We start from the raw sequence: 26,113 nt of genomic DNA, 5'->3' as shown, positions 1-26,113 counted from the left end.
GAGGAATTTAGAAATGAGAAATTGGATAAAACACGTAGCTCTTGGTGTACTAGCTTTAATGTTGCTGGTGGGTTGTTCTACGGAGCCACCTGGGTCTGATAGTAGTGAAGAAAGCGGTGGCTCTTCCGGTGAAGGAGAAAAGACTATTGGCTTCTCCGTTTCCACATTAAATAATCCGTTTTTTGTCACACTGAATGAAGGGATGGAAAAAGCAGCTGAGTCTGAAGGTGTGAAAGTACAGACAAAAGATGCCCAGGACGATCCTTCCAAACAGGTCAGTGATATTGAAGATATGATCCAGCAAAAAGTAGATGTGCTATTGGTCAATCCGACTGATTCTGCCGCTATTGTGAGTGCGATAGAGTCTGCTAATGATGCTGGCATCCCTGTCATCACGGTTGACCGCCAGGCAGACGGAGGAGAAATTGCCGCGCATATTGCTTCTGATAACGTAAAAGGTGGAGAAATGGCTGCCAAACATATCCTAGAGAAAATTGAAAGTGAAGGAAAAGTAGTAGAGCTGCAAGGTATTCCTGGCTCGTCTGCTGCTCGCGAACGTGGAGAAGGATTCCATAACATTGTAGACGAAGAAGGTGGAATGGAAGTAGTGGCCTCACAACCGGCTGACTTTGATCGCTCTAAAGGGTTGACGGTTATGGAAAATATCATTCAAGGAAACCCTGAAATTGATGCTGTTTTCGCTCATAATGATCAGATGGCACTAGGGGCGATTGAAGCATTAGAAGCTGCTGGTATGAATGAAGATGTTGTTGTCGTAGGCTTTGATGCAATTGATGATGCCAAGGCAGCAATTGAAGAAGGCCGTATGGAAGCGACTGTGGCACAACAGCCAGATAAAATTGGTGAAAAAGGAATTGAAACTGCCCTTAGCGTGTTGAATGGGGAAGATGTAGAAGAGTTTATTCCTGTTGAGCTGCAACTGGTTACGGGGAAATAAAGGATCTTTCCAAATGAACTTTATGCTGCCACGAACCCTTGGGTTCGTGGCAGTTATAGTTTACTAAAGGTGAGAACGTAAAAATGAGGAAACTTAACAGTTTACGAGAATGGCCAGCTGTTATAAGGTAATAGTCTCCACAACAAAACGAGCCCCAGTGATAACCGGGGCCCTATTTCACATCAGACCATTTTTCACAAGCACCCCTTTTATGGTGGTGTAAGTATAAGTATTATCCAGCGCTTCTCTCAACGCCTTCAAGCCTTCATCCTCATCCAAACTTTCGCGGGCGCGCAGTACCTCTGCTTCAGTTGCCTCATCAAACCATTGCTCCCAATCAAATTCCTGGCCTTCACCTGCTGCTTTGAACAGGTGGTTTTCAATGGTGATTTCGCTCATACCACGGTCATGGGCAATCGCTGCCAAATCTTTGCCGTCTTCTTTCCACAATCGATAAGAAATCATATAGCTTGGTACTTTATCCTGCTCGGATTTCTTTTGGAAAATCGGAGTCGGCCCTTTGACTGCTTTACTGGCAGGAAGCTTTTCTTTCCATGGTTCGATGGCAGCCAGAAAGGTTTCTCCGTATTGTTCGTACTTTCGCTCACCGACACCTTTGATCGCCAACATGTCTGACTTGGAGGCCGGAAAATAACGAGCAAAATCCTTAAGCGTAGCGTCTGAAAAGATGACGTATGGCGGAAGGTCATGTTCGTCAGCAATTTCTTTACGCAAATCACGCAAGGAAGCAAACAACTCTTGATGGAAGTCCACGGCGGTATTTTGGGTTGTTTTTTCAATTTTCATCCAAACCTGTTTTTCACCTTTTAATACATCGACCGCTTTCGGTGTCAGCTGCAAAGTCGGGAACTTTCCCTGTCCGGGATTCAACAGTTCTTCTGCAGTCAAAAAATGAATGAAGCTGGTCAGTTCTTTTTCCTTATATTGAGACATCAAACCATAGGTGCTCAGACGCTCGAAGCCGAATTCTTTCACTTTCTGATCAGAGGACCCACGCAATACTTTGGCAGTCAGGCCAGCTCCGAAGCGTTCACCCATACGTTTGACGCAGGATAAAACCATCTGGGCTTCCTTCGTCATATCCTCCCGCTCTCCATCATACAAGCAGTTGGAGCAGCGGCCGCACGGTTCACTTCCTGTCGGGTCATGGAAGTAATCGAGGATATATTGCTGCAGGCAATGGTGGGTATGGCAGTAGTTCACCATCGATTGCAATTTTTCGTATTCCTTGGCTTTTTTTTCATCGGGAAGTGCCGACTGGTCGATCATGTATTTCTGGAGATTGACATCCTGTCCGGAAAATAACAGGATACATTCACTTGGTTCGCCGTCCCGTCCGGCACGCCCTGCTTCCTGGTAATACGATTCGATATTCATCGGCATCGAATAGTGGATGACATAACGCACGTTCGATTTGTCGATTCCCATGCCGAACGCATTTGTTGCGACCATAACCAGCGTTTCATCTTGAATGAAGCTGTTCTGTGCTTCTTTTCGCTCATCTTCCGTAAGGCCCGCGTGATATTTGCCTGCCTGGAATCCTTTCTTTAGTAAAAATTGGTGAATGAAATCGACATCTTTCCGGGTGGCCGCATAAATGATTCCGGACTCACTCTTCCGCCTGGTGGCATAATCCAGCAAGAAGTCTCGTTTATCCTGACCTTTGATCAGCCGGAATGAGAGGTTATCGCGGGCGAATCCAGTGTTAATGACAGACGGTTCCGGTATATGAAGCAACTCCTGGATATCATGAATGACTTCCTTGGTCGCTGTGGCTGTCAATGCCATCATTGTCGGAAGGTTGTTAAGCTTTTTCAATAACAGAACGATGGAACGGTAGCTTGGTCGGAAATCGTGTCCCCATTGCGAGATACAATGGGCTTCATCGAAAGCAATCAGTGCTAATGGAATGGATTGAATCGCATAAAAGAAATTCGAGGAGTCGAACCGCTCTGGTGCAACATAAACAAATTGATAGCGGCCGCGTTTCATATCACGCACGCGTTCCTGCTGTTCTTCCATGCTCAGGGAGCTATTGATATAAGTGGCTGCCACCCCCATGGAGGTAAGAGCATCCACCTGGTCTTTCATTAAAGAAATCAATGGTGAAATGATAATGGCTGTGCCCGGTTGGACAAGCCCTGGTATTTGATAGCAAACGGATTTCCCACCGCCTGTCGGCATCACAGCTAATGTATTGTTACCTTGGAGTATTTGAGAAATCGCATCTTCCTGGCCTGGCCGGAAGGAAGGGTATCCGAAGTATTCTTGTAATTTTTCTCTTGCTTGTTCTAGCATCATCTATCATCCTTTGTAAATGCTTTATTAATGGTACCATGTTTAATACAATCTGACAGGGGGAAATTACTAAAGAATCAAAAGATTGGAGGTATCATTTATGAAAGCAATTGTAATAGACAATTATGGAGATAAAGAACAACTGCAAATGAGAGAGATAGATAAACCTGAAATTACGGACGATCAAGTGCTGGTCGAACTTCATGCAACTTCGATCAACCCGATCGATTGGAAACTTAGAGAGGGTTATTTAAAAGAAATGCTCGATTTTAATTTTCCAATCGTTCTCGGTTGGGATTTGGCTGGCGTCGTTACGGAAACAGGAAAGAGCGTAACGAAATTTAAAAAAGGCGATAATGTATTCGCGCGTCCAGACTTGACTCGTCTTGGAACATATGCCGAATATGCTGCTGTCGATGAACGGCTGCTTGCTCCTATGCCAGAAAATATCACTTACGATGAAGCTGCATCTGTCCCATTGGCAGGGCTTACGGCATGGCAGTGCCTAGTCGACTTTTCTGATATCAAAGATGGAGATAAGGTATTAGTTCATGCCGGTTCCGGTGGTGTTGGAAGCTATGCGATTCAATTAGCAAAGCATTTCGGTGCCTATGTCGCTACGACTGCAAGCGGCAAAAATGAAGACTGGGTGACCGAGCTTGGAGTCGACCGGTTCATCAATTATCAGGAAGAAGATTTCAATGAAGTACTCGAAGATTTTGACATTGTAGTTGATACGATCGGCGGCGATGTGCAGGAGAAAAGCTATGATATATTGAAAAAGGGCGGAAAGCTTGTATCCATCGTGCAGCCGCCTGAGGAAGAAAAAGCGAAAGAACGAGGCATCAAAGCAGGCTTCCATTGGTTGGAACCAGATGGAGTACAGCTAACCAAAATTGCTGAATTGATTAAAACCGGCAAAGTAAGAGCTGTAGTCGGCCATCGTTTTGATTTTACCGAAGAAGGGTTGAAAGAGGCTCACGAACTGAGTGAAACTCATCATGCTCAAGGAAAGATTGCTATTTCTATCAAATAATAGTATAACAGAAGCACCAGGTAGTTTGGGCAATTTTCTGACTACTTGGTGCTTTTTTAGGGTATAAACCATTATACCTTTTAAAATAGGGGGGAGAACTTAATGCTGAATCAATACAAAATTGACAGTTTTTTTGATGAAATGATGATTCAAAAAGACCAGCCTAAGCCTCATTACGAACACTTCTATCAAATGCTCCATCGTTTTTCTGTTGAAGTCCTCCATGAAAAAAACGAAACTGCTCAACTCAGCTTTTTAAGAAAAGGCATCACCTTTACTGTATATAGTGATTCGGTAGGAACCGAACGGACCATGCCATTTGATTTTGTGCCGATCATCATTCCTTCACAAAATTGGCACCGCATAGAAAGAGGAATGAAACAACGCGTAAAAGCTCTCAACCTTTTTCTCGAAGATATATATCATGACCAGGAAATCATCAATGATGGCATCATCCCCCGCGAACTGGTGGAGCAAAATCCATATTACTATCATGAACAAGCCTCAGGTTTGAACATCCCTTATCAAAACCACATTTTTTTAGCAGGAATTGATTTGATTCGTGATGAACACGGGGAATACCGGGTGCTGGAAGATAATTTAAGAAATCCCTCAGGCATGTCATACGTCTTCCAAAATCGGTATGTCATGCGTCAAGTCTATCCAGAATTATTTTTTGAGCATACGATTGAAACACTGGAACACCAGTTATCCGAACTTCATCAAGCACTAATGACTCATGTACCTGCCAATTCATTATCACCCGAACAGCCATGTGCAGTACTCCTGACACCGGGCAGCTACAACTCTGCTTACTATGATCATGTGTTCCTTGCCCAACAAATGGGGATTGAACTGGTCGAAGGACGTGATTTGCTGGTTCGAAATGATATCGTTTATATGAAAACGATTCGTGGATTGAAGCGGGTAGATATCATTTACCGACGGATTGATGATGATTTCTTAGACCCAGATGCCTTTGATCCGAAATCAGTGTTGGGCGTACGTGGGTTGCTGCGCGCGTATCAAAAAGGAAATGTCACGATTGTGAATGGCATCGGAAACGGTGTAGCTGATGACAAAGCGATGTATGCGTATGTTCCAGATATGATCCGCTATTACTTAGATGAAGAACCGATCATTCCGAACGTGGAAACATATTTTTTAAGAGATGAAAAAGAGCGGGCTTATGTCCTTGATCATTTGAATGAACTTGTGGTGAAAAATGTCGGTGCCTCCGGAGGTTACGACATGCTGATTGGTCCCCATGCAGAGGAGGAGGAAATAGCCGTGTTCCGGGAAAAGATTTTAGAGAAACCTGGTCAATATATCGCTCAGCCGACAATCAAATTATCGCGTGCACCTGCTTTCCAGGGAGGACGTTTTTATCCATGCCATGTCGATCTCAGGGTGTTTGTGATGAGCGGTGCGGATAGTCACGTACTTCCTGGCGGGTTATCACGGGTTGCCCTGAAAGAAGGGTCACTGGTTGTAAATTCGTCGCAAGGTGGCGGCGGAAAAGACACGTGGGTGCTGCAAGAGAGGGGGAATGGCCATGCTTAGCCGAGTTGCTGACTCTTTATATTGGATGGCACGAAACCTGGAACGAGCGGAAAACAATGCCCGGGCTCTGCATGTCCAGCTGATCAATATGCTGGAGGCGAATGATTCGGAGGTACTTGATCGCGATTGGGAAGAAGTGTTGGAAATCACCGCCTCCTTAGCAGACTATCAATCTCAATATCCGAAGTTAAAGACTGAAGAAATTATCCATTACGTGGCGTTTGATTCTGGTAATGTCAATTCACTGGTCAATTGTATGACTTATGCACGAGAGAATGCCCGAGCAACCAGGGATATCATTCCGGAAGGGGTCTGGGAAGGACTGAACCGTTTTTACCTGGACCTGCCAGCGGTTCGCCGCAGTGAATTCACTATCCATGAAATTCAAAATTTCCTGAATACAATTACCATGACGTCGATGACCTCCCAAGGAGTGATCGAATCCACAATGACGCGTGGTGTTTCCTATTCATTCATTAAAATAGGAAAATGGCTGGAACGAGCCGAAAAGACAGCAAGAATTTTAAATGTTATTTGTGAGAAAGCCAGAAAGGAAAAGCAAGGTTCTATCAACCATCATTATTACTGGCTGGCTGCCTTGAGACTGGTAAATGGTTATGATGCCTATATTAAAGAATATCCACCTAAAATGAATGCGATGCATGTGCTGCATTTCATTATTGAAGAAGAAAGGTTCCCTCGTTCCATCCGCTATTGTGTCGATCATGTGATGGAAACTATTCAAAAACTTGAAAAAGGGGAGATCCATCATTACTCAGAGCGGTTGTTCCATCTGTTGGAAACGATTCAACAGGAAGTGACTTCCTTCCACTTAGAAGAGATGTCGATGGAGGAGCTGATGGGATTCCTGGATCACTTCCAAAACCGCTGTATCCAAGTCAGCCGGGTTTTCTCTGAAACCTACTACTTGATTGAACCCGTCGAAATAAAATGAGGAAGGCGGGTACTATAAGGATAGGTGCATCATACGTTAGTACGAAACGAATTTTTCCGTGGTTGGGGGACTGTCATCATGAAATATGAAATTGAACATACGAATATTTTTCGCTATGAAAACTTTGTCGATCAAAGTATGAACCATATTCGCTTAAAGCCGAGGACTGATGAATGCCAGCGGGTATTATCCTACCGCACAGAAATTACACCTTCCTCTATGACGAAGGAGCATATCGATTTATGGGGAAATCATGTCGAGACTTTTTATATTCCTGAAAAGCATGAACATTTGAAGGTAGTAACCAAGTCTGTAGTAAGCATCCAAAAAAGTCCGTTCTTACGGATGATACATTTCACAGACGAAATGAGGCAGATTTTCTATTCTCAACTTTTCCATAAACATTATTTAGCTTATTTGAATGAAACGCCTTACACTTTTTTATATAAAAATCAAATCGATGAAATCACCGGGGCGGTCGGTGACCCGACGGATCCAGTAAAGTTCTCATTGGATTTGATGGCTTATCTTCACCAATCAATCGTTTATGATGGTACAGCAACCCATGTGAATACAAAAGCATATGAAAGCTGGCCAAATAAAAAAGGAGTATGCCAGGACTATGCGCATATCATGCTGGCGGTCCTCCGATCCAAGGGAATACCTGCCCGTTATGTCAGTGGCTACTTGTATGTAGGGGGGGATTCAGCACTCGTCGGAGATGCTGCCACCCACGCCTGGGTAGAGGTCATGGTACCTGGCATCGGCTGGGTAGGGCTCGATCCTACGAACAACGTAGAAGCACTGGAACAGCATATCCGCGTTGGAACTGGACGTGATTATGCTGATGTCAGTCCGCTGCAAGGTGTTTACCGGGGCGGTCAACAAACGCTTGATGTCAAGGTAGGAGTTACGTTAATAGAGCAATAATGAAAGCCAGGCCAGTCAAATGATTTGAAAGGGAAAATGTATAGGAACAGGCGTTCTTGACAGCTGCCTGCTCCAGGGTAAGTTCGAGGAAGAAGAATCCTTTTCGCCAGCATATGCCCACCAAAAACATGTAAAGGGGTTTGCTGCAAGCTTAAGGCAGGTCAGTTTAATTGACCTGCCTTTTGTAACGGAATGTAGTATTAGTTAGTTTGTCACTTTTCTATCGTTAGACGTTACAAGCAATTGCAACAGTCCGCCTGCTAAAGCTCCGACCAGGGCAGGGACAACCCAGCCAAGGCCAAGTGCAAAGAAAGGTAATTGCTGCATCAATGGTTCCACACTGGATAAGTCCATTCCGAATGCTGCCAAACCATCATATAAGCTAGTGATTGCAGTAAGCAAAATAGCACCTTGATAAACGAAGGTAGAGCCGTTAAACAACCGGTTGGCAAAAGAAAGCGCAATCAGTACGATGGCAATCGGGTAGATAAAGACCAATACTGGTACAGAAAAGGCAATGATCTGCTCCAACCCTAAATTGGCAACAGCAAAACTGCCAATCGTCACCATGAAAATAACGAACTTATAAGAAAGCTTTGGAAAGGTTTTGCTGAAAAATTGACCGCAGGCAACAGTCAGGCCGACAGATGTTGTGAAACAAGCCAGTGCTACAATTACACCAAGCAGGAGCGTTCCAGTCTGACCATACATTAGTTGCGCTGCTCCAGATAAAATTTCCCCGCCATTGGTATAGGAACCTTCCGTAGCCATTTTAGCTCCAATCCAGCCAATAGACGCATAGACTGTTGTCAGTCCTATAGCTGTCACGATCCCTACTTTAAGCGTAAAAGCAGTCAGTTGTCTACGATCTGTTACACCTCGGTCTTTAAGAGCGGTAATAACAAGGATGCCGAATGCTAATGCGGCAATGGCGTCCATTGTCAAATACCCTTCCAAAAAGCCGGTGAAAAACGGAGACGCCTGATATTTTTCTGCCGGTTGTTGGACAGTTCCATCCAATAAAAAGAAGCTGCCGACCACTAATGCTACTATGGCAGCCAATAACAACGGTGTCAGCCATTGACCGACACGATCCACTAATTTAGAAGGGTTTAAGCTCACCAAGAATACAAGGGCGAAAAAGATGAGCGTAAAGATTAATAATACTCCCGTGTTTCCTCCAGGAACAAGCGGTTGCACTCCCATTTCATAAGCAACGTTGGCTGCTCTAGGAATACCAAAAAACGGACCGATAGCCAGATAGACTACTGAGGTGAAAACAAGTCCGAATGCTGGATGGACTCTGCTTCCTAATTCAATCGTTCCATTTTTAACCAGCGAAATGGCGGTAACCGTAAGGACCGGGATACCTACACCTGTCAATACAAACCCGAAGATGGCAGGCCAATAAGCTGTACCGGATTCTATTCCCAAAGTAGGAGGGTAGATAAGATTCCCAGCCCCGAAAAATAATGCAAATAACATAAAACCGATAAAAAGAATATCACTTGATTTCATTTTCATTAAACTTCCTCCTTCTGCACTCAGGGGTCGAAGGCGTAAAAAAACCGTCCCTGCACGAGGGACGACCCTATACGTAATGTAACCCTTGTCGTTTATTTTCATGTATGTCAAAGAAAGGCAGGCGATGCTATTTTCGAACGGTTGGAGCATCTCTGATTTTTTTGAATATTTACAAGACGAGCTAATATTATCAAGCTGGAATAGCGATGTCAATATATTTTTTTGTCTTAGGAGACAATTTTAACCTTAGGATTAACGTATCTATCAATTGGGTAAAGGTAAGAATCTTAATCGTAATAGTTTACATGAAAAAACTAGACCTATAGAATGTTGCTAAGTTTATAGGAAATGAGTCATCTAGAAGGATGCCGTCCAATCGGGATGGCGAAGGGGATATGTCATGATTGATTCTATTTTATTGCAATTTATGCTCATCGGGCTTTTAGGGATCGGTTCCCAGTGGGCTGCCTGGCGTTTTCGGCTTCCTGCAATCGTCTTGATGTCGATTGCGGGTTTGTTAGCAGGACCAATTTTCGGTTTGATTCATCCAGAACAGGATTTCGGTGCAGTCTATCGTCCAATCATTGCGATGGCTGTAGCCATCATTCTTTTTGAAGGGAGCCTGAATCTAGACTTTAAAGAAGTAAAGGGTCTTGGTCGTCCGGTGGTTCGGATTGTGACGTTAGGAGCTTTTATCAGCTGGATTCTTGGTGCGTTTGCCGCCCATTATGTGGCTGGACTATCCTGGGCAGTGGCTTTTGTCATTGCAGGGTTATTCATCGTGACAGGACCGACCGTCATCCTTCCTTTATTAAGGCAGGCTAAATTAAAAGCACGTCCTGCTAAGATTTTGAAATGGGAAGGTATTATTGTGGATCCGATCGGTGCTTTGTTGGCCGTGTTTGCATTTGAGTTCATCCGATTCATTCTTAGTGATGAGGTAGGCATAATCAGTCTGCTGTCCTTTTTCCTTGCTTCCTTGTTCGCTATTTTACTAGGCTGGGCATGCGGGAGAGGCGTCGGGTGGATGTTTGAAATGGGATATGTGCCGGAATATTTGAAATCACCTGTCGTTTTCACTGTAGTTATCGCTTGTTTCACGATTGCAGATGAAGTAACCCATGAAACTGGTTTACTGGCTGTAACGGCGATGGGGATGACGCTTGCAAACCTGCACATCCCGTCTATTTCTGATATGAGGCATTTCAAAGAAAACATTTCATTGCTATTGATATCAACGATTTTTATCATGTTGACAGCGTCCTTGACTCTTGACACGTTGTTTCAGATATTAAACATTCAAATCATGGGATTTGTATTACTGATGCTTTTTGTCGTAAGACCATTGTCGATTTGGATTTCAACGATTGGAACAGATCTTACAAAACCAGAAAAACTGCTCGTCGGGTGGATTGCCCCCCGTGGGATTGTCGCTTTGACAGTCTCCAGTTACTTTGCAAGTGTGCTGTTGGATGAAGGGTATGAAGATGCCAATCTGCTTATTTCTATTACGTTTGCGTTGGTCTTTTCTACGGTTGTCGCCCACGGCTTTTCCATACAATGGCTGGCTAAAAAAATGAATCTATCAATGGAAGGTCCACCTGGAGTATTGATAAATGGCAGCAGTACGTTTACAGTCACACTCGCAAAAACATTGAAAGAATTGAAAGTTCCAGTGATGATCATCGACTCATCCTGGGAGCGATTGATGTCAGCAAGGCGTGCCGGTGTCCCGACTTACCATGGAGAAATACTTTCGGAACAGACGGAATATACAATGGATATGACACCATTTGAATATTTGATTGCTGCATCTGAATTGGATTCGTATAATGCGCTCATTTGCACGACGTTTGTGCCGACTTTCGGAAGGAATAATCTATATCAATTGAGTCTGCGTAACCAGAGTGGAGATAATTTGGAAGGACTGGTCCACTCAATTGGTGGACGTATCTTGTTCGAAGAAGGTGCTTCCTGGGAGAAATTGAATCAGTTAGCCGGAGAAGGTTATAAATTCAGGAAGACGAATATCACTTCTAAGTACACCTTTAAGGATTATATGAACAATAAAAATGAAGGAGCCATTTTGTTATTGATTAAAAGGCCATCAGGGAAGATTGATTTCTTTACAGAAGAATTTGCAACAAAGGCAGAACAGGGAGACGTCGTTGTCAGTCTCATGCCCCCGGATAAAGAACGAGACAAAATACAAACACGTCTGGAAGAACAGCGGAATGAAACCGAGCAGTCATAAACAAAGTGCCGGCGCCATAACTCTTTGGCAGCCGGCACTTTGTTATTTATTTTCTGCCAGTTGTGTATTCAGTGCTTTCAACTGAGTTTCGATTTGCTGTAACTGCTTTTCTGCATTAGAAACATTTCCACCAGTAGCTTCAATCTTATCTAAATCTCCCTGAATACGGATATAGTCAGATTTTAATTCAGCAATTTGATCCTGGATTTCTTTATTTGTCACTGTCATCACCTCTAATTCTATTGTAGAGGGATTGTCAAGTATGGTATAGTTATTGAAATTTTATCTGAAAACTCTGTTAAACGTTGTTTTTTTTTTACAAAAAGTCTTATTCAACAATAAGACCGTAAAGTAGAAGACTTGGGATATTGTGTGGGAGAAGGGGGCGTTGGGGAACGACTCGCTTTCCGTGGGCGAGTGATGAGCCTCCTCGAGCTGACGCTCTGTGGGGTCTTATCTAACACGCATATCCCACAGGACTTTGCATTTACAACTTGACTTAACCCACGCACGAAGGAAATGCGTAGCATTTTCGAGGAGTCTCGCAGTTCCCTTACGCCTTTTGCCATAGGAAGTTCTCGAAATCATACTTCTGTAAACCACCCTATGATAATTTTGAAAGAAGACGTTGGACCCTTTACACTCTTTATAAATGTCTCAAGATGAAGATTTCAGCTACACACATGAAGGGTCCGTTTATTCAAAACTGGCTGGATGGGAAGGGGAACGGCGAGACTCCCTCCGGAAATGTTGATACACCAAGGGTTATAAATCGTTTTTAACACTTTAAAATTTTTTTATTTTACATTCATCAATCAAGTTATTCCTTTTATTCAAATTTAAGGTAAATCGCCTTGGGAGACACGACACGCATAAGCAGAACAGCAAAAGGGAAGGGCTCTTTCTTCCCGTTGATGGACTGCTTATGTCGCGAGTGTCTAGGCGATGAAGCTGGAAAGCGAGTCGTTTCCCTGACCATCCTATTCCTCTCATGGTAATGGTCCCAACTATCTCAAAACTGAGTCTTCATGTAAAAGGGAGCTTTAACTGTAAAATAGATACTGAGATTTAGCAGAGCCTATTATAAAAGGGGGAGAGATGATGGAGGTAAAGACATATCAAGATCCACAAGTATATTACGAAAAGGTCGAATCTTTGTTAATGGAAGAAGAAGCGTTAAATAATTTGCCTTTAGGGATCGCGGAGCGCTTGAGAAGTCAACCGGCAAAAGCAGATTTAATAACGTTGGAGAACGGTGAGGAGGTCGTTTACACCCTTATACATACAATGAGGAATCAATGGGTGCTGCCAGCTTGCGATGCGGATGATTCCGTTTTTCAAACAGCTGCTGATTTTCTTTTCTATAACGATTACCCTGTCGGTGGAGTGGTTGGTGAAAAGAAAGGGGCAACAAAATTGATCCATGCTTATACAAAAAGAAGCAAAAGAAATAACAGGGTACATATGAACCAATATGTATACCGCCTAGATGCATTGCAGCCAATCAATTTAGGGAAGGGGAAATTGAAAGTTGCAGGCATAGCAGAAAAAGGCTTGATTGCCAGCTGGCTGTACAATTTTGGAGTTGAAACCGGGGAACTGTCTATTAAAGATGATGCAGACGTTTTGGCGGAGCGTATGGTAACTGCAGGTACCATGCATCTGTGGGTAGTCGATAATGAGCCGGTTTCGATGGTGAACCAATCTAGAAATACAAGGAACGGAGCGACTGTCAACGCTGTCTACACACCCGACAGGCATAAAGAGAAGGGATATGCTACCAGTGCTGTCTGGTCACTTACTAAAAAGTTATTAGATCATGGCTTTCAATTTTGCAGTCTTTATACGGATGCCGATAACCCTGCTTCTAATTCCATTTATAAAAAAATAGGCTATTTTCCTATAGGGGAGTCTGTCGTATATCGCTTTCATACTGAATTATAATACACCACTAATCACCAAAAGGTAGAAACAAGTTACTTTTTCAGGTGGTAAATTAGTGAATTTTCTGATAATATATTAAAATAAGGATGATTACCCAGTATTTCAGACAATATATAACTATGTGCTTACTATATGACCTATATCCTTTTTTTTGTGCCTTGAAAGCGTATTATATAAAATAGGAAAGTTTGAGTAAGCGGAATCTATTAGGTATGATAGAGAATACATGAGCTTTTTTTCTGATAATTCCTGCACTATTTTAGGAGGAATACTTACATTGAAACTACTTAGGATGCTAGACAATTTCATATTGAAATTAGAAGAATTCATTTTAAGCTATGCTGTAATTGTTATTGCAGTAATGGTCGTTGGTAAGGCTCTTCTAAGAGCACTATTCACTTACTCCCCGCCTTTTGCTGACGAAGTAAGTCAGTTTTCAGTCATAATCGCAACTTTTATGGGGATCAGTTACGCTGCGCGAAAAGGCAGACATATCAGTATGTCAGCGTTTTATGATCTGGCACCATTCAAAGTACGTAAGATACTTATGATTCTTATCCCCGCGGTAACAGCTTTTTTCCTGTTTGTACTTGCTTATTATTCATATTTATATGTCGTTGATTTAAAGGATTCAGGACGAGTGACTTCAGCGATGCAGGTTCCATCTTACTATATGTATATTGCACTCCCTGTCGGGTTTACGCTGGGGGGCATTCAATTTTTACGAAATATGCTTATCAATATCACAAACAGGGATGAAGTGTACTTAGGGACAGATGCGAAAGATTATAATGACAAAGAGTTGAATGAACGGGATGTAGAAGAGGAACTTCACCTATAATTTACACTAATATCAGAGCACACAAATTTGATCAAGAAAGGAAAACAATATGGTAGCTACTCTATTAACAATCATGGTTGTACTATTGTTATTGAATTTCCCAATGATGATCCCGCTTATGGCGGCACCACTGGTTGTACTTTTCTTATATTTTCCTAATTTAGACGTAATGATTTTGATGAAGCAGTTTGCTACGGGAATCGAGCCTTATGTACTACTGGCTGTTCCGTTGTTTATCTTTGCTGCAGATATTATGACCACTGGTAAAACATCGAATAGATTGCTCGATTTCATCAGTTCTTTCATCGGTCATCTGCGTGGTGGATATGCGATTACTACAGCAGCTGCCTGTACATTATTCGGGGCCATTTCCGGGTCAACCCAAGCGACGGTCGTAGCAATTGGTACACCGATGCGAGAACGGTTATTGAAGGTCGGGTATAAAGATCCTACAGCGATTGCGTTGATCATCAACTCCAGTGATATCGCATTGCTCGTGCCACCAAGTATCGGGATGATCATGTATGGTCTTGTTTCGGGGACATCTGTCGGAGACTTGTTCATTGCCGGTATCGTTCCAGGTGTTATCGTTTTCCTTTTATTTGCAATTTATAGTATCGTTTATGCTAAAGTTGCCGACATTCCCTTGACATCAAAATCAAGCTGGGGAGAAAGATTCAGGACTTTACGAAGAGCATTGCTCCCTTTAGGGTTCCCGATCATCATTATCGGTGGGATCTATGCAGGTATCTTCAGTCCTACGGAAGCAGCTGGTGTTTCTGTTCTTTACGCTTTCATTCTTGAAGTATTGATTTATCGTTCTATTCATATTAAAGAATTGCCTAAAATCGCACGCTCTACCGGGCTGGTCACTTCTGCTGTATTCGTATTGGTAGCAGGCGGACAAGCATTCACCTGGGTCATCTCGTTTGCGAGAATACCGCAGATGATCACAGAGGCCGTGCTTGGACCTGAGCCAAGTGCAATATTCGTTTTACTTATGGTTACATTGTTCTTCTTCATCGGATGTATGTTTGTCGATCCCATCGTTGTCATATTAGTTTTGACTCCGATTTTCTATCCAGCTGCGATGAGTGCAGGTGTAGATCCTGTCCATTTAGGTGTGGTTATTACATTCCAGGCAGCATTGGGGTCTGCAACACCACCATTCGGTGTCGACATATTTACTGCTAGTGCGGTATTCAATAAACCGTATCTGGAAGTTATCAAAGGAACCCCGCCATACATCATCATGCTGGTATTTGTATCGTTCTTGTTGATTTTCTTTGAGGAGCTCTCACTTATTTTATTGTAAAAAGTGGGGGATAATATAAAAAATTTGTAGGGGGTAATTACTATTTTTAACAAAAAGGGTTTAATTAGTTTCATACTATTGTTGTCCATTGGTATGGTTTTAGCTGCTTGTGGTGGTAACGGCGGAGATGGCGGCGATTCAGGCTCCGGCGGTGAAACACAAAATTGGAAATTTGTCACGGAAGAAGTAAAAGGACAAGTACAATATGAGTACGCTGAAGAATTTGCCAAGCGCATGAAAGAAAAATCCGATGGTCAAGTGAATATCGAAGTTTATGAGTACGGCGGCCTAGGTACAGAAAGTGACCAGGTAGAGCAGCTGCAAAGTGGTGCTGTTCAGATGGCAATCATGTCTCCTGGTTTTACAGGTAACATGGTAAAAGAAGGACAAATCTTCGCCCTTCACTTCTTATTCCCGGACAGTGTTAAAAAGACACAAGAAATTTTGAATACGAGTGAAGCGTTGAACACGGATTTAGTAGATAAATACAAAGAACATTCCATTACTCCACTATCTTTCTGGACGGAAGGTGCTATGCAGTGGACTTCCAGTAAGAAGATTGAAACACCAGAAGATTTCCAGAACTTCAAAATGCGTACCCAGACATCTCCTTTGATTCTTGAGTCTTACAAGGCCTATGGAGCGCAGCCGACACCAATGTCCTGGTCTGAATTATATACAGCTCTTGACCGCGGTACAGTGGAAGGACAAGAAAATCCAATCTTCTTTATTGGAGATGCTTCTTTCCATGAAGTACAGGATTATATGACACTTTCTAACCACAACAACTATGTAGCGATGACCACTGTCAATACAGATTGGTTCGATGGTCTATCTGAAGACCTGCAAAAGATGGTTACAGAAACTACGGAAGAAATGCAAGAGTGGGTTTTTGAAGAGCAAAAGAAACAAAACGAAGAATATCTGGAAGTTATCAAAAATGATGAGGAAAACCCAACTGAAATTGTAGAGTTGTCTGAAGAACAGCGCCAAGCATTCAAAGAAAAAGCAAAGCCTGTACGTGACTTCTATCGTAATGAAGTTTCTACTGTAGATGGTAAGATTCTAGACAAGCTTCAAAAAGAAATCGAAGAAGCAAATGCTGAGTAATTTTGATGCGTAAGGTGCGCTGTCCCAAAAGCCACCTTAAAATGAAAAAACCACGAAGAATTCATTTTCTTCGTGGTTTTTTGTATGATGCCATTTCCACTAAGGAAAGCTCTCAGAAACTTACATTATAGATGAGTTTTCTTCAATTAAAGCTCCCGATTGCTGAACAGTGGTTTCGAACTGTTACTTGGAGAAATGGGGTCTTGAAAATAGCTCGCTTTCCGCGGGGAAGACGGCAAGCCTCCTCGAGCTAAAGCTCTGTGGGGTCTTGCCGGTCTATCCTTTCCCGCAGGAGTCTTGCCATTTCCAGATCCCCATTACTAATATTGAGAAACGAAACCATCTTTCAAAGTAAACGGGGATTGTTATTTCTACCATTCTGAAAAGTAGTACGCATGCTCGGTTCCGAAAAAACTCATGTAATAAGGGGTGTAGGGAAACGGTGAAACTCCTTGAAAATGCTACGCATTTCCTTCGTGCGTGGGTTAAGTCAAGCTGAAAATGCAAAGTCCTGTGGGAAATGCGGGATAGGTGCGGCCCCGCAAGGCGAAGCCTGAGGAGACTCAGCACACGCCCACGGAAAGCGAATCGTTTCCCGGAGCCCTTCCCCTCATACAATATCTTGGAACTGAGAGTTCCATAATGCTCTTGTTAATGGAACAGAAACTACTTACATTTTTACTATGGATATTTTTCTTTGTCAGCTGACAGGCTCCCAGGGTTCTGTCTGTTTCCTTGCATCCAGCCAGGTCAGGATAAAGACGAGCAGGAAAAGGAAACTGGATATCTTGAATAATGATGCTGTTTCAACAAATTGATAGATTACACCTAATACAACAGCACTTAATCCTATACCGAGATCAATCGAAGAATAGAACATCCCATTGGCAATCCCGCTTCTGGCTGTAGTCGTTTTAGAAATAACCCAGGCCTGGAATGCAGGCATCATCGAACCGTAACCGAGACCGAATAAGGCGCCTGATATGATCAAGTGCATATTTGTTTCAGCAAATGCCAGCACCCACATCGCAATAAAAGCGAGCAATGTACATACCTTTATCAGATTCCATGGACCTTTCTTGTCAAAATAACGCCCGGTGACGGGTCTTGAAATTGTTGCAAATAATGCATTGAATAAGTAAAACAGATAAGTCCCGCTCAACCCTCGTTCGGTGCCGAAAATAACGATATAGGTAACGATTGAACCATAACCGAAGGTCGTAAAAAAAGTAACTAATGCCGGGTACCAGCTCCTTTTTTCAATTAAGGAACCTGCAAATGAAAATTTAGGAGGGGCTTCCTGATTCTCCTTGACATTGTCCGGTGTGTGGAAGCTGGTAAAAGAAAATAATAGGATGGCGACAATGCCCAGTGCTGCTGAAATCCAAATCAAAAGATTGAATGTGTAATGCTGGTAAAGGAATATTCCAAGACTCGGGGCTATGATCATACCGATTGTGATGGAAAGTCCGAAGTAACCCATTCCTTCCCCGACACGTTTCCTTGGTACGATATCTACCGCTGCGGTTCCATTCGTAGTCGTCGACCAGCCCCAGGCAAGTCCATGGGCAAACCGCAGCATCAGTAGAACGATCACAATTTGCGTAATCGGATAAAGGAGTGTCATGCCCAGTAAAGAAACGGATCCTGCTAATACAAGCAGTTTTCTTTCTCTGGTCATTAAAATATGGCCGATGAATGGCCGGATCAAAATTGCTGCTATGGAAAACATGGTGGTGACAAGACCAATTTCCATTTTGCTTCCGCCAATAGACTCAATATAAGGAGGGAGGTTAGGCAGCAGCATTTGGAAACTCATGAAGGTGAATAAGTTCCCTAACAATAGAAAAATGAATGGCCTGGTCCAAAGTTTAGGTGTTTCTTGCATAAAGATGTTCTCCTTTTTACGTATTGATTGTTATCGTAAGCAATCACATAAAAATTCAACCTCCTATCGTAGGATAGGAGGGTTGATCAATCGATATCTGTGATTTTCTTTTCTCGGCTTGCCATCCATTCCTGATAAAGGTGGTGGATGATCGTTTTCACCACGGAATAGACCGGGATGGCGAACAGGATTCCAAGGAACCCGGCAATGCTTCCTGCGGCGAGTATCAATGTGATGATGGTAAGCGGGTGGATGCTTAATGCTTTACCCATCACATTTGGAGAAATCAAATTGCCCTCAATCTGCTGGGCGATCAACATGATCACAGCTATCCATACTGCCATGATCGGGTCCTGAAAAAGAGCGACAAGCATCGCAGGGATGACAGCCAGGAAAGGACCAATAAATGGAATGACGTTGGTTAACATGGCAAATAAAGCGAGTGTCAAAGCATAATCAAGGCGTATAATCAGATAACCGATAAGGAGTAATACGCCGACAAAAAAACTGACGAGCAGCTGCCCCTGGATGAACGCCTGCAGGGTGTGATCCACAGATTGGGCCAACCGTGCAAAACTGTCGCCGACACGCTTATTTAAATATTGACGGATGAATGGTACCAGTTTTTCTCCATCTTTCAACAGGAAAAACAGGAAAAAAGGAACCAGTACTAAAGCAAATACGAAACTGACTAAATAAGAGAGGAAATTGATTAGTGCAGTAGTTACACTCTCGGAATATTTCTCTACATTATTCATGATATTTTCCGGTTTGATCGCTTCTGAAATTTGTGCTGGAAGCACCGATTGGTTGTTTTGCCAGTAGACAATGAATTGTTGAACACTTTCCATCATCTTAGGGAGATTATCAATCAGACGGGAAAATTGCTGCTGGGCGATCGGTGCTATGAATTGAGTGATGATATACCCGATCAATATTAATACCAAGTAAACAGCCAATATAGCAAGCAGTCGTGGTACTTTATACTTCTCTAAAAAGTACATGAGCGGCCGCGTCACATAATAAAGAATCCCGGCACCGATGAAAGGCACCGCGACTGCACCAATGGTAGACCATAATGGATCGAAGATGAAGTCGATTTTTGCTAATAAGAAAATAAGTAAGGAAACGAGGATAGCAGCGACCAATACTCGGAACCAGGCTTTATCCAACAAACTAAACACACACCTTTTTTATGTAAAATAATAACTATCATTATGTATCCATTATATCCTTCATGTAAACAATAAAGATAGTGGTAGGTCGGTTATAAAAAAATTAATAAATAGGATTATTTTAGCTGAATATGGGTATAGGATGAATATAGCAGCTATGACAAAAAGATAGACGATGAACGTTAGATAAAGCAATTGACTTTCTAACGCTTCATGGTATGATATTCAGTACATTAGTATTTCCTTAAAGGGGAGTAGCTTTAAACAATAAAGTCGTCATTTCGGGAGTGATCCCCGGCTTTATTGACAACATTCGTTGTTAGCGAGACCTTTACCACTCTTGGTAAAGGTCTGTTTTTATGATCTTTGCCATGAGGTGGGGATCATTTTTTATTTAGAGGAGCTGGACTTATTATGGAAACGCAATTATTGATTGAATATGGTTGGGTACTGATTGTACTCATCGGTCTTGAAGGGATACTGGCAGCGGATAACGCTCTGGTACTTGCCATTATGGTCAAACACCTGCCGGAAGAGAAACGAAAAAAAGCATTATTCTATGGGCTGGCCGGAGCATTTGTATTGCGTTTCGGTTCGTTGTTCATCATCTCTTTCCTGGTAGACGTATGGCAGGTCCAGGCTCTTGGTGCTGCATACTTACTGTTCATTTCCATCAAGCATTTATATGACAAGTGGAAAGGCAAAGATGATGAAAAAGAAGTTGACAAAGATGCAGGGCCAGAACGTGGAAAAGGTTTTTGGGCGACTGTGCTGAAGGTCGAGATTGCTGATTTAGCATTCGCAGTCGACTCGATACTGGCGGCAGTAGCATTGGCTGTTTCACTCCCGGGCACAGCTCTACCTGATGTGGGAAGCCTGGACGGTGCTCAGTTTGCGGTAGTATTGACGGGTGGTATGATCGGTATTATCATCATGCGGTTTGCTGCCAATGTATTTGTTAAGCTGCTACAGACCCGTCCTGGATTGGAAATTGCAGCTTTTGTCATCGTCGGTTGGGTAGGTGTCAAGCTGGTCGTCTCCGTACTTGCACATCCAAATATCCAAATCTTAGATGAACACTTTGCTCATTCGACTTTGTGGAAAGTTATTTTCTACAGCGTGCTGGTACTGATTGCAGCTGCTGGGTGGTTTTTATCGAGCAAAAAAGAACTTCCGGAAGAATAAGACAAACAGCCGTGCCTGGCAGGCGCGGCTGTTTTGGTATATTTTATTACAGAGGAGGTGTAACAGTGGGAAAAGCATCAAAAGAACCGATCGAACAATTCAGATATATAAAGAAGCGCATTCATATGTTGAACCAAGTTGTTGAGTCGATGGAAGAAGAAGAAGTTGACATAAATGATCTTCAGCACCTCACAGAAATGATCACCCAACTGCAAATAAAATTAGCACGATTTAAAAAAGATTGGGAAAGCTATAAGTGACATTATTGCTGCAGATACCTTTTATCCTTAAGAAAAAGCTTCCAAAATAGTACGAAGGCTGGTACTAAAATCGTCAACCCAATAAAACTGGCTAGTAATAATGCATAAAACATGGAGGGGTTGGTGAATGCTTCGTTAATACTAAGGTGAGGATAAACCATATATGGCAGATGGGAGGCACCGTATGCATAAATGGCAAACCCATATTGCAGGACTACAAATATAACCGCGTAACGAAAAAGTCCACGTTTTCCGTTGGAGTTTTTTAAAAACAAAGCAGCATATCCAAATAAAAATAACAACAGGGACATACTGAACCCATAAATTTGTTTTTCTGCATTTGCTAAAAACCATGAGGCCTCATGGTTTAATGTGAATAAGGTAAGCACTGCAACAATAATAGTGACCGGACCAGCCATTATTGCGTGTTTGCGATAAAGTTGAGCGGCTTTTTGATCATTTGAAACTGAGGCATAATCCGCTAAGAATAACGATGATAAAAATAACTGGGTACATAAACCAAACAGAATATGAGCATACGTGGTAAAACTGGTCAACAGTTTTCCGTATAGCAGCTCAGGTTCTCCGTTATTCATGGTGACGAAGCCTCCGAGCGTTACGGGCAAAATACTTACCAATAATGCAGGGATAAGAACACCGGTTATGCCTGAAATGACTTGCAGCAACCTTCCATATCTTTTAACTGAATGTGAAAAAACCATGAAAGTTGTCCGTATAGTTAACAGAACTAAGCCCAACCCAATGGGAAGGATAAATAAAATCCCAAGCATCGCAGCAGCAAAAGGAAAGAAGCTATATAAAGCTACTACAAACAAGACAAGAAATACATTTGTCACTTCCCATGTGGGAGATAAAAAACGGTTGGCAATTAAGGAAGCGCCGGTGTTATTTTTTCTTCCGTAAATCATTCCCCAGAACCCTGCCCCAAAATCAAGGGAACCAAGCATGGAATAAATGTATAAAAAGCTCCAGAGTATTGTGATAGCTATAATAGATGCTTCCATGTTTCATCCCTCCTTTAAATCTTTTATGACCGGATTCCGCTTAAAATAGGTATACAAAACAAAACTGGTGATGAATAACAACGCAATATATAATCCTATGAACAAAAAGAACAGAAGTCCTACATAATTAGATCTGGTAGCAGCTTCTGTGGTTTTCATCACATTAGTAATTGTCCAGGGCTGTCGTCCAATACAACTGAAAAGCCAACCAGCTTCAATAGCTATTATGGCCAAGGGACCTCCAGCTGTTAAGCCAGCCAGCATCCAAGGTTTGAAACTTTTCTTTAACACGAACTTCCACGCGATAAGGAACAAGGAATAAAGGAGAAGTAAAGTTCCAATTCCAACCATTACATTAAACAGGGTATGGACGAATAATGGCGGCCATTCATCTTTCGGAAATTCGTTCAACCCCATAACCTCCGTGTCAAAACGGTTTCCAGCTAAGAAGCTTAAAGCCCAGGGGATTTCAATGGCGAATAGCACCGACTCGCTTTCTTCATCTGTAAACCCTCCTATAGCTAAAGGGGCGTGGGTTCGTGTTTCAAATAATCCTTCAGCAGCCGCGAGTTTTCTAGGCATATATTCGTGCAGCATTTGAGCAGTTTCATGGCCATTAACAGCAGTGGCCATAGACATAACGGCACCTAGAACAAGAGCCATAGTCAAACCTTTCATATGATACGCCCGTTCCTCGTTAGTTTTATTACGTTTCAGCAGTTTGAAGGCTGCAACAGATGCCATTACAAATGCTGCAGTCATGTATGCAGATACAGTGACATGAATGGCCGTGGTAAAGAAGCTGGGATTGAAAAATGCATCTAACGGATCAACATCGACCACTTCTCCGTTGACGATTCGGAATCCATCCGGTGTATTCATCCAAGCATGGGCATCAGTAATTAAAATAGCAGAACCTACTGCACCTATTGCGACAAGGACTATACTTAGAAGACGCATAGGCGAGGATAGTCTGTCTGCCGCATAAAGATAAATAGACATGAATACTGCTTCTATTAAAAAAGCGAATATTTCAATTAAAAAGGGCAGAGCGATGACCTGCCCTACCATCTCCATGAATCCTGGCCATAGTAAGGATAAAAGGACACCGACAATAGTTCCGGAGGCAATAGACACAGCAATCAGGATTGCAAATCCTTTAGTGATTCTTCTTGCCATAATAGCGTAATGCCTATCTTTCGTTATTAAATTCATGACTTCCCCTAAAATGATGATCAAAGGAAGGCCTACTCCAAGTGTGGCATATATGATATGAAAGACCAGAGAGCTGCCGAATAAAGCTCGTGCATACATGACTGGATCCAATATTTTCACTTCCCCATAGGTAGAATCTGTTAATTATTAATCCCGAAGGAAGAACTTTTATACATATAAAGAACAGCTTATACGATAGCCATCCCCTTTATTGTTTTTACGCTGTAAAAGCTTTGTTACGAATGTATATTCGATAATAATCTACACGAGTGGTGAAATTAAACAGAGCGAATTTGAAAAGGGGTTTACTTTTTTGCAAAGCAGGTAATAAGAAAAGGTAAGGATAAGAAAGGGGTAAGAAATATGTCTATCGTTTTACAAAGGATTTATGATGAGTCTGATCCTTTAGGAGGCAATCGCGTTCTTGTTGATGGAGTATGGCCCCGTGGAATTTCGAAAGAACAAGCGCAGGTAGATGAATGGATGAAAGAAATTTCACCGAGCAAAGAACTCAGACAATGGTTCGATCATGATCCCGAGAAGTATGAAGAATTTAAAGAGTATTACAAAGAACAAATTGATAACAGTAAAGAACGTAAACATCAATTGCAGCAACTGAAAAAGATGGCAGAGAATGAACGACTTGTTTTGCTGTATGGTGCAAAGAATGAAGAGCATAACCACGCTATTGTTTTAAAAGAATTACTTGAGAAAGAACAGTAATACAATCATGCCACCGCAAGGCATGGTTGTTTTTTTTGTAATTCCAGCATGTTCTTCTATAAAATAGACATAACAAATGAGAGAGGGGAATGAAGATGGCAGAACATCATTTCCATTTAAAAGCCGATTGGCCAGGCGGAAGGAATAACGTCGGCTACATTGACGCTGGAAAGTTGAAAACAGAAATATCTATCCCTAAAGAAATGAATGGACCTGATATCGGTACAAATCCTGATGAGATGCTGCTTGGAGCAGCGTCCACCTGTTATATAATTACCCTGGCAGCTATGATTGAACGCGCCGGCCTTCCATTGAAAGAGATGGGATTAACATCGGAAGGTATTGTGGATGTAACCGACGGTATTTTTACTTATCAAAAGATCATTCACCGGCCTAAGGTTGTTTTGAAAAAAGACGCTTCAAAAGATGACTTAGTCCGACTGGATAGGCTGGTTAAAAAAGCTGAAACAAGTTGTATGATATCGAAAGCGATAAAAGGGAATGTAGAGCTATCATTAGAAGCGGATACGTCAATTACAGGATAATGGGGGGTTTTATAAATGAAAAAGCAGTTCAAATGTGGAGTGTATTAAACTTCAGCGTGAACTGCTTTTTTATGATATTCTGGGATAAAGTGATGAAATAAGGAAGAGGTGTTGTGAGTGGAGTTCACCGACTTTTCTGCAGTGCAAGTAAGGGTCGCTAGGCCTACGGATAAACTAGCTGAAGTTATAGAATTTTATGAAGAAGGAATCGGGTTGAAAAGACTCACAGAATTTTCTGGTCATAGAGGGTACAAGGGTGTGATTTTAGGAATGCCCAATCCTCAATACCACCTTGAATTCACTAGTCATGATGAAGGAAGTTCATGCCCGGCACCTACAAGAGATAATTTATTGGTTTTTTACATACCTGATAAAAATCAACTGAATAACGTAGTGGTGAGATTGAAGCAATTCGGCTATGGTGAGGTTGAACCTGAAAACGGATATTGGAAAGAAAAAGGTACAACCATAGCAGATCCTGATGGATGGCGAGTCGTATTGATGAACACTGAAGGAATATGAAATAATGAATAATCGTTAACTAGAAATAAATGATGGGGGAGTTGTCTTACTGGGACAACCCCCCTTTTTTATACCATGCCGGTTTAACTATCCCCTTTATTTGAAGCGTGGTCGTATGGGGCTTCACTTTCCATCTCTTTATCATCGTGGGTCGGGTGAGCTTGTGGATATTGACGTGGTAGACCTTCATGAAGATTACGGTTTTCGTATGTGAAAGCACTATATGGCTGCTGTCCTTTTTTCCATGGTGTGCTTTTATTTTCAGCAAGATCGTACTTTTTAATTGGTGATCCGTATGGTCCTTCAGTAAAGTCTTCATGTGTCAAAAAATTTCGTTGCGTTTCTACATTAGCAAAATCTGAATAACCTTTATCTTTTTGTTCTTTTCGTTTCATTACTTTCACTCCTAACTCTCTTTTTTATAGTGTAACCTGAGAGTGGGGAAATATGGTGGGAATAACTGTAAGCGAACCTATTTATAAATTAAAATTCAGATCGATTGCTAAATTACGTTATTTCCTTTATATTAAATTATAAGAACCAATCGAATATGCGTAATTCCTTCGGGGTCGAGTGAAATTCTCAACCGGCGGTAATGAGCTTCAAACTCTCAGCCCGCGACGGGGAATACCTTCAAAGGCAACTTTGAAAAAGGATGCGTGGCATCTGGTGTTCCCCCTGATTTGGTGAAATTCCAAAGCCGACAGTGACAGTCTGGATGGGAGAAGGAAAGAGGTAAATGGTCATAAATTCTGGAAGTATGGCTTCTTAAACATACTCAAAAATAAAAGACATTTACGGTGACCCTGGAGAAGTATGCCTTCTT

Annotated in this window: 23 protein-coding genes and 1 riboswitch; of the genes, 15 read left to right on the top strand and 8 right to left on the bottom strand. The window is 42.2% G+C overall.

The window, feature by feature from the left end:
• Positions 1-13: 13 nt before the first annotated feature.
• Positions 14-958, top strand: coding sequence for a ribose ABC transporter substrate-binding protein RbsB (gene rbsB / locus BLV00_RS10535; RefSeq protein WP_093044939.1), 945 nt, complete (start codon positions 14-16; stop codon positions 956-958).
• A 177-nt stretch (positions 959-1,135) separates the two neighbouring features.
• Here rbsB and recQ read toward each other — a convergent pair whose 3' ends face one another.
• Positions 1,136-3,277, bottom strand: a complete 2,142-nt coding sequence (gene recQ, locus BLV00_RS10530) for a DNA helicase RecQ (protein WP_093044938.1) — start codon at positions 3,275-3,277, stop codon at positions 1,136-1,138.
• 100 nt (positions 3,278-3,377) lie between these two features.
• Between recQ and BLV00_RS10525 the strand changes: the two genes are divergently transcribed.
• The 4 genes from BLV00_RS10525 (at position 3,378) to BLV00_RS22345 (ending at position 7,761) form a co-directional block, all read left to right on the top strand.
• Positions 3,378-4,313 (top strand): NADP-dependent oxidoreductase, encoded by a 936-nt coding sequence (locus tag BLV00_RS10525; RefSeq protein ID WP_093044937.1) that lies wholly within the window; start codon positions 3,378-3,380, stop codon positions 4,311-4,313.
• 102 nt (positions 4,314-4,415) lie between these two features.
• Positions 4,416-5,876 (top strand): circularly permuted type 2 ATP-grasp protein, encoded by a 1,461-nt coding sequence (locus BLV00_RS10520; RefSeq protein ID WP_093044936.1) that lies wholly within the window; start codon positions 4,416-4,418, stop codon positions 5,874-5,876.
• Positions 5,869-6,831, top strand: coding sequence for an alpha-E domain-containing protein (locus BLV00_RS22350; RefSeq protein ID WP_245728941.1), 963 nt, complete (start codon positions 5,869-5,871; stop codon positions 6,829-6,831). The genes BLV00_RS10520 and BLV00_RS22350 overlap by 8 nt, the downstream gene beginning before the upstream one ends.
• Before the next feature lie 24 nt (positions 6,832-6,855).
• Positions 6,856-7,761, top strand: a complete 906-nt coding sequence (locus tag BLV00_RS22345; RefSeq protein ID WP_245728940.1) for a transglutaminase family protein — start codon at positions 6,856-6,858, stop codon at positions 7,759-7,761.
• 204 nt (positions 7,762-7,965) lie between these two features.
• Here BLV00_RS22345 and brnQ read toward each other — a convergent pair whose 3' ends face one another.
• The gene (gene brnQ / locus BLV00_RS10510) at positions 7,966-9,279 is read right to left on the bottom strand and encodes a branched-chain amino acid transport system II carrier protein (protein WP_093044982.1); all 1,314 of its coding nucleotides are present in this window, start codon (positions 9,277-9,279) and stop codon (positions 7,966-7,968) included.
• Positions 9,280-9,685: 406 nt separating this feature from the next.
• Here brnQ and BLV00_RS10505 point away from each other — a divergent pair, with 406 nt between their 5' ends.
• A complete protein-coding gene (locus BLV00_RS10505; protein WP_093044935.1) occupies positions 9,686-11,539 on the top strand; it encodes a cation:proton antiporter in 1,854 nt (617 codons plus the stop codon).
• A 42-nt stretch (positions 11,540-11,581) separates the two neighbouring features.
• Here the strand turns inward: BLV00_RS10505 and BLV00_RS10500 are convergent, their stop codons facing one another.
• Positions 11,582-11,767 (bottom strand): SE1832 family protein, encoded by a 186-nt coding sequence (locus BLV00_RS10500; protein ID WP_425441672.1) that lies wholly within the window; start codon positions 11,765-11,767, stop codon positions 11,582-11,584.
• Positions 11,768-12,640: 873 nt separating this feature from the next.
• Here BLV00_RS10500 and BLV00_RS10495 point away from each other — a divergent pair.
• The 4 genes from BLV00_RS10495 (at position 12,641) to BLV00_RS10480 (ending at position 16,749) form a co-directional block, all read left to right on the top strand.
• Positions 12,641-13,483 carry a GNAT family N-acetyltransferase gene (locus BLV00_RS10495; protein WP_176791451.1) on the top strand — a complete coding sequence of 281 codons (843 nt, stop codon included), beginning with the start codon at positions 12,641-12,643 and terminating at the stop codon, positions 13,481-13,483.
• 277 nt (positions 13,484-13,760) lie between these two features.
• Positions 13,761-14,324, top strand: a complete 564-nt coding sequence (locus tag BLV00_RS10490; RefSeq protein ID WP_093044932.1) for a TRAP transporter small permease — start codon at positions 13,761-13,763, stop codon at positions 14,322-14,324.
• 49 nt (positions 14,325-14,373) lie between these two features.
• Positions 14,374-15,639, top strand: coding sequence for a TRAP transporter large permease (locus BLV00_RS10485; protein WP_093044931.1), 1,266 nt, complete (start codon positions 14,374-14,376; stop codon positions 15,637-15,639).
• 93 nt (positions 15,640-15,732) lie between these two features.
• Positions 15,733-16,749 (top strand): DctP family TRAP transporter solute-binding subunit, encoded by a 1,017-nt coding sequence (locus BLV00_RS10480; protein ID WP_093044930.1) that lies wholly within the window; start codon positions 15,733-15,735, stop codon positions 16,747-16,749.
• A gap of 700 nt (positions 16,750-17,449) precedes the next feature.
• On the opposite strand, the gene BLV00_RS10475 is transcribed toward BLV00_RS10480, so the two are convergent.
• Together BLV00_RS10475 and BLV00_RS10470 are read right to left on the bottom strand one after the other, a co-directional pair.
• Positions 17,450-18,637, bottom strand: a complete 1,188-nt coding sequence (locus tag BLV00_RS10475; RefSeq protein WP_093044929.1) for an MFS transporter — start codon at positions 18,635-18,637, stop codon at positions 17,450-17,452.
• 86 nt (positions 18,638-18,723) lie between these two features.
• A complete protein-coding gene (locus BLV00_RS10470) occupies positions 18,724-19,821 on the bottom strand; it encodes an AI-2E family transporter (RefSeq protein ID WP_342722495.1) in 1,098 nt (365 codons plus the stop codon).
• A gap of 405 nt (positions 19,822-20,226) precedes the next feature.
• Here BLV00_RS10470 and BLV00_RS10465 point away from each other — a divergent pair, with 405 nt between their 5' ends.
• A complete protein-coding gene (locus BLV00_RS10465; protein WP_093044927.1) occupies positions 20,227-20,997 on the top strand; it encodes a TerC family protein in 771 nt (256 codons plus the stop codon).
• Positions 20,998-21,062: 65 nt separating this feature from the next.
• Entirely contained in the window at positions 21,063-21,257 is a 195-nt protein-coding gene (locus tag BLV00_RS10460) for an SE1561 family protein (protein WP_093044926.1), read from the top strand.
• Between the two features lie 2 nt (positions 21,258-21,259).
• Here the strand turns inward: BLV00_RS10460 and BLV00_RS10455 are convergent, their stop codons facing one another.
• Both BLV00_RS10455 and BLV00_RS10450 read right to left on the bottom strand, forming a co-directional pair.
• Positions 21,260-22,282, bottom strand: a complete 1,023-nt coding sequence (locus BLV00_RS10455) for a cytochrome d ubiquinol oxidase subunit II (RefSeq protein WP_093044925.1) — start codon at positions 22,280-22,282, stop codon at positions 21,260-21,262.
• 3 nt (positions 22,283-22,285) lie between these two features.
• Positions 22,286-23,608: a cytochrome ubiquinol oxidase subunit I gene (locus BLV00_RS10450; protein WP_093044924.1), complete on the bottom strand. Its 1,323-nt coding sequence runs from the start codon at positions 23,606-23,608 to the stop codon at positions 22,286-22,288.
• A gap of 252 nt (positions 23,609-23,860) precedes the next feature.
• Here BLV00_RS10450 and BLV00_RS10445 point away from each other — a divergent pair, with 252 nt between their 5' ends.
• The 3 genes from BLV00_RS10445 (at position 23,861) to BLV00_RS10435 (ending at position 25,287) form a co-directional block, all read left to right on the top strand.
• The gene (locus BLV00_RS10445; RefSeq protein WP_093044923.1) at positions 23,861-24,220 is read left to right on the top strand and encodes a DUF488 domain-containing protein; all 360 of its coding nucleotides are present in this window, start codon (positions 23,861-23,863) and stop codon (positions 24,218-24,220) included.
• A gap of 95 nt (positions 24,221-24,315) precedes the next feature.
• Complete coding sequence (locus tag BLV00_RS10440; protein ID WP_093044922.1) at positions 24,316-24,765, top strand: OsmC family protein; 450 nt, start codon at positions 24,316-24,318, stop codon at positions 24,763-24,765.
• Between the two features lie 117 nt (positions 24,766-24,882).
• Complete coding sequence (locus BLV00_RS10435) at positions 24,883-25,287, top strand: VOC family protein (protein WP_093044921.1); 405 nt, start codon at positions 24,883-24,885, stop codon at positions 25,285-25,287.
• A gap of 83 nt (positions 25,288-25,370) precedes the next feature.
• On the opposite strand, the gene BLV00_RS10430 is transcribed toward BLV00_RS10435, so the two are convergent.
• Positions 25,371-25,682 (bottom strand): hypothetical protein, encoded by a 312-nt coding sequence (locus BLV00_RS10430; protein WP_093044920.1) that lies wholly within the window; start codon positions 25,680-25,682, stop codon positions 25,371-25,373.
• Positions 25,683-25,842: 160 nt separating this feature from the next.
• Positions 25,843-26,021, top strand: a riboswitch (FMN riboswitch).
• Positions 26,022-26,113 lie beyond the last annotated feature (92 nt).

It is taken from the genome of Thalassobacillus cyri (genome assembly GCF_900107755.1).
Classification (GTDB): domain Bacteria; phylum Bacillota; class Bacilli; order Bacillales; family Halobacillaceae; genus Thalassobacillus; species Thalassobacillus cyri.
The sequence above is the reverse complement of the archived record's forward strand: the minus strand, read 5'-3'. Positions and strand labels throughout refer to the sequence as shown.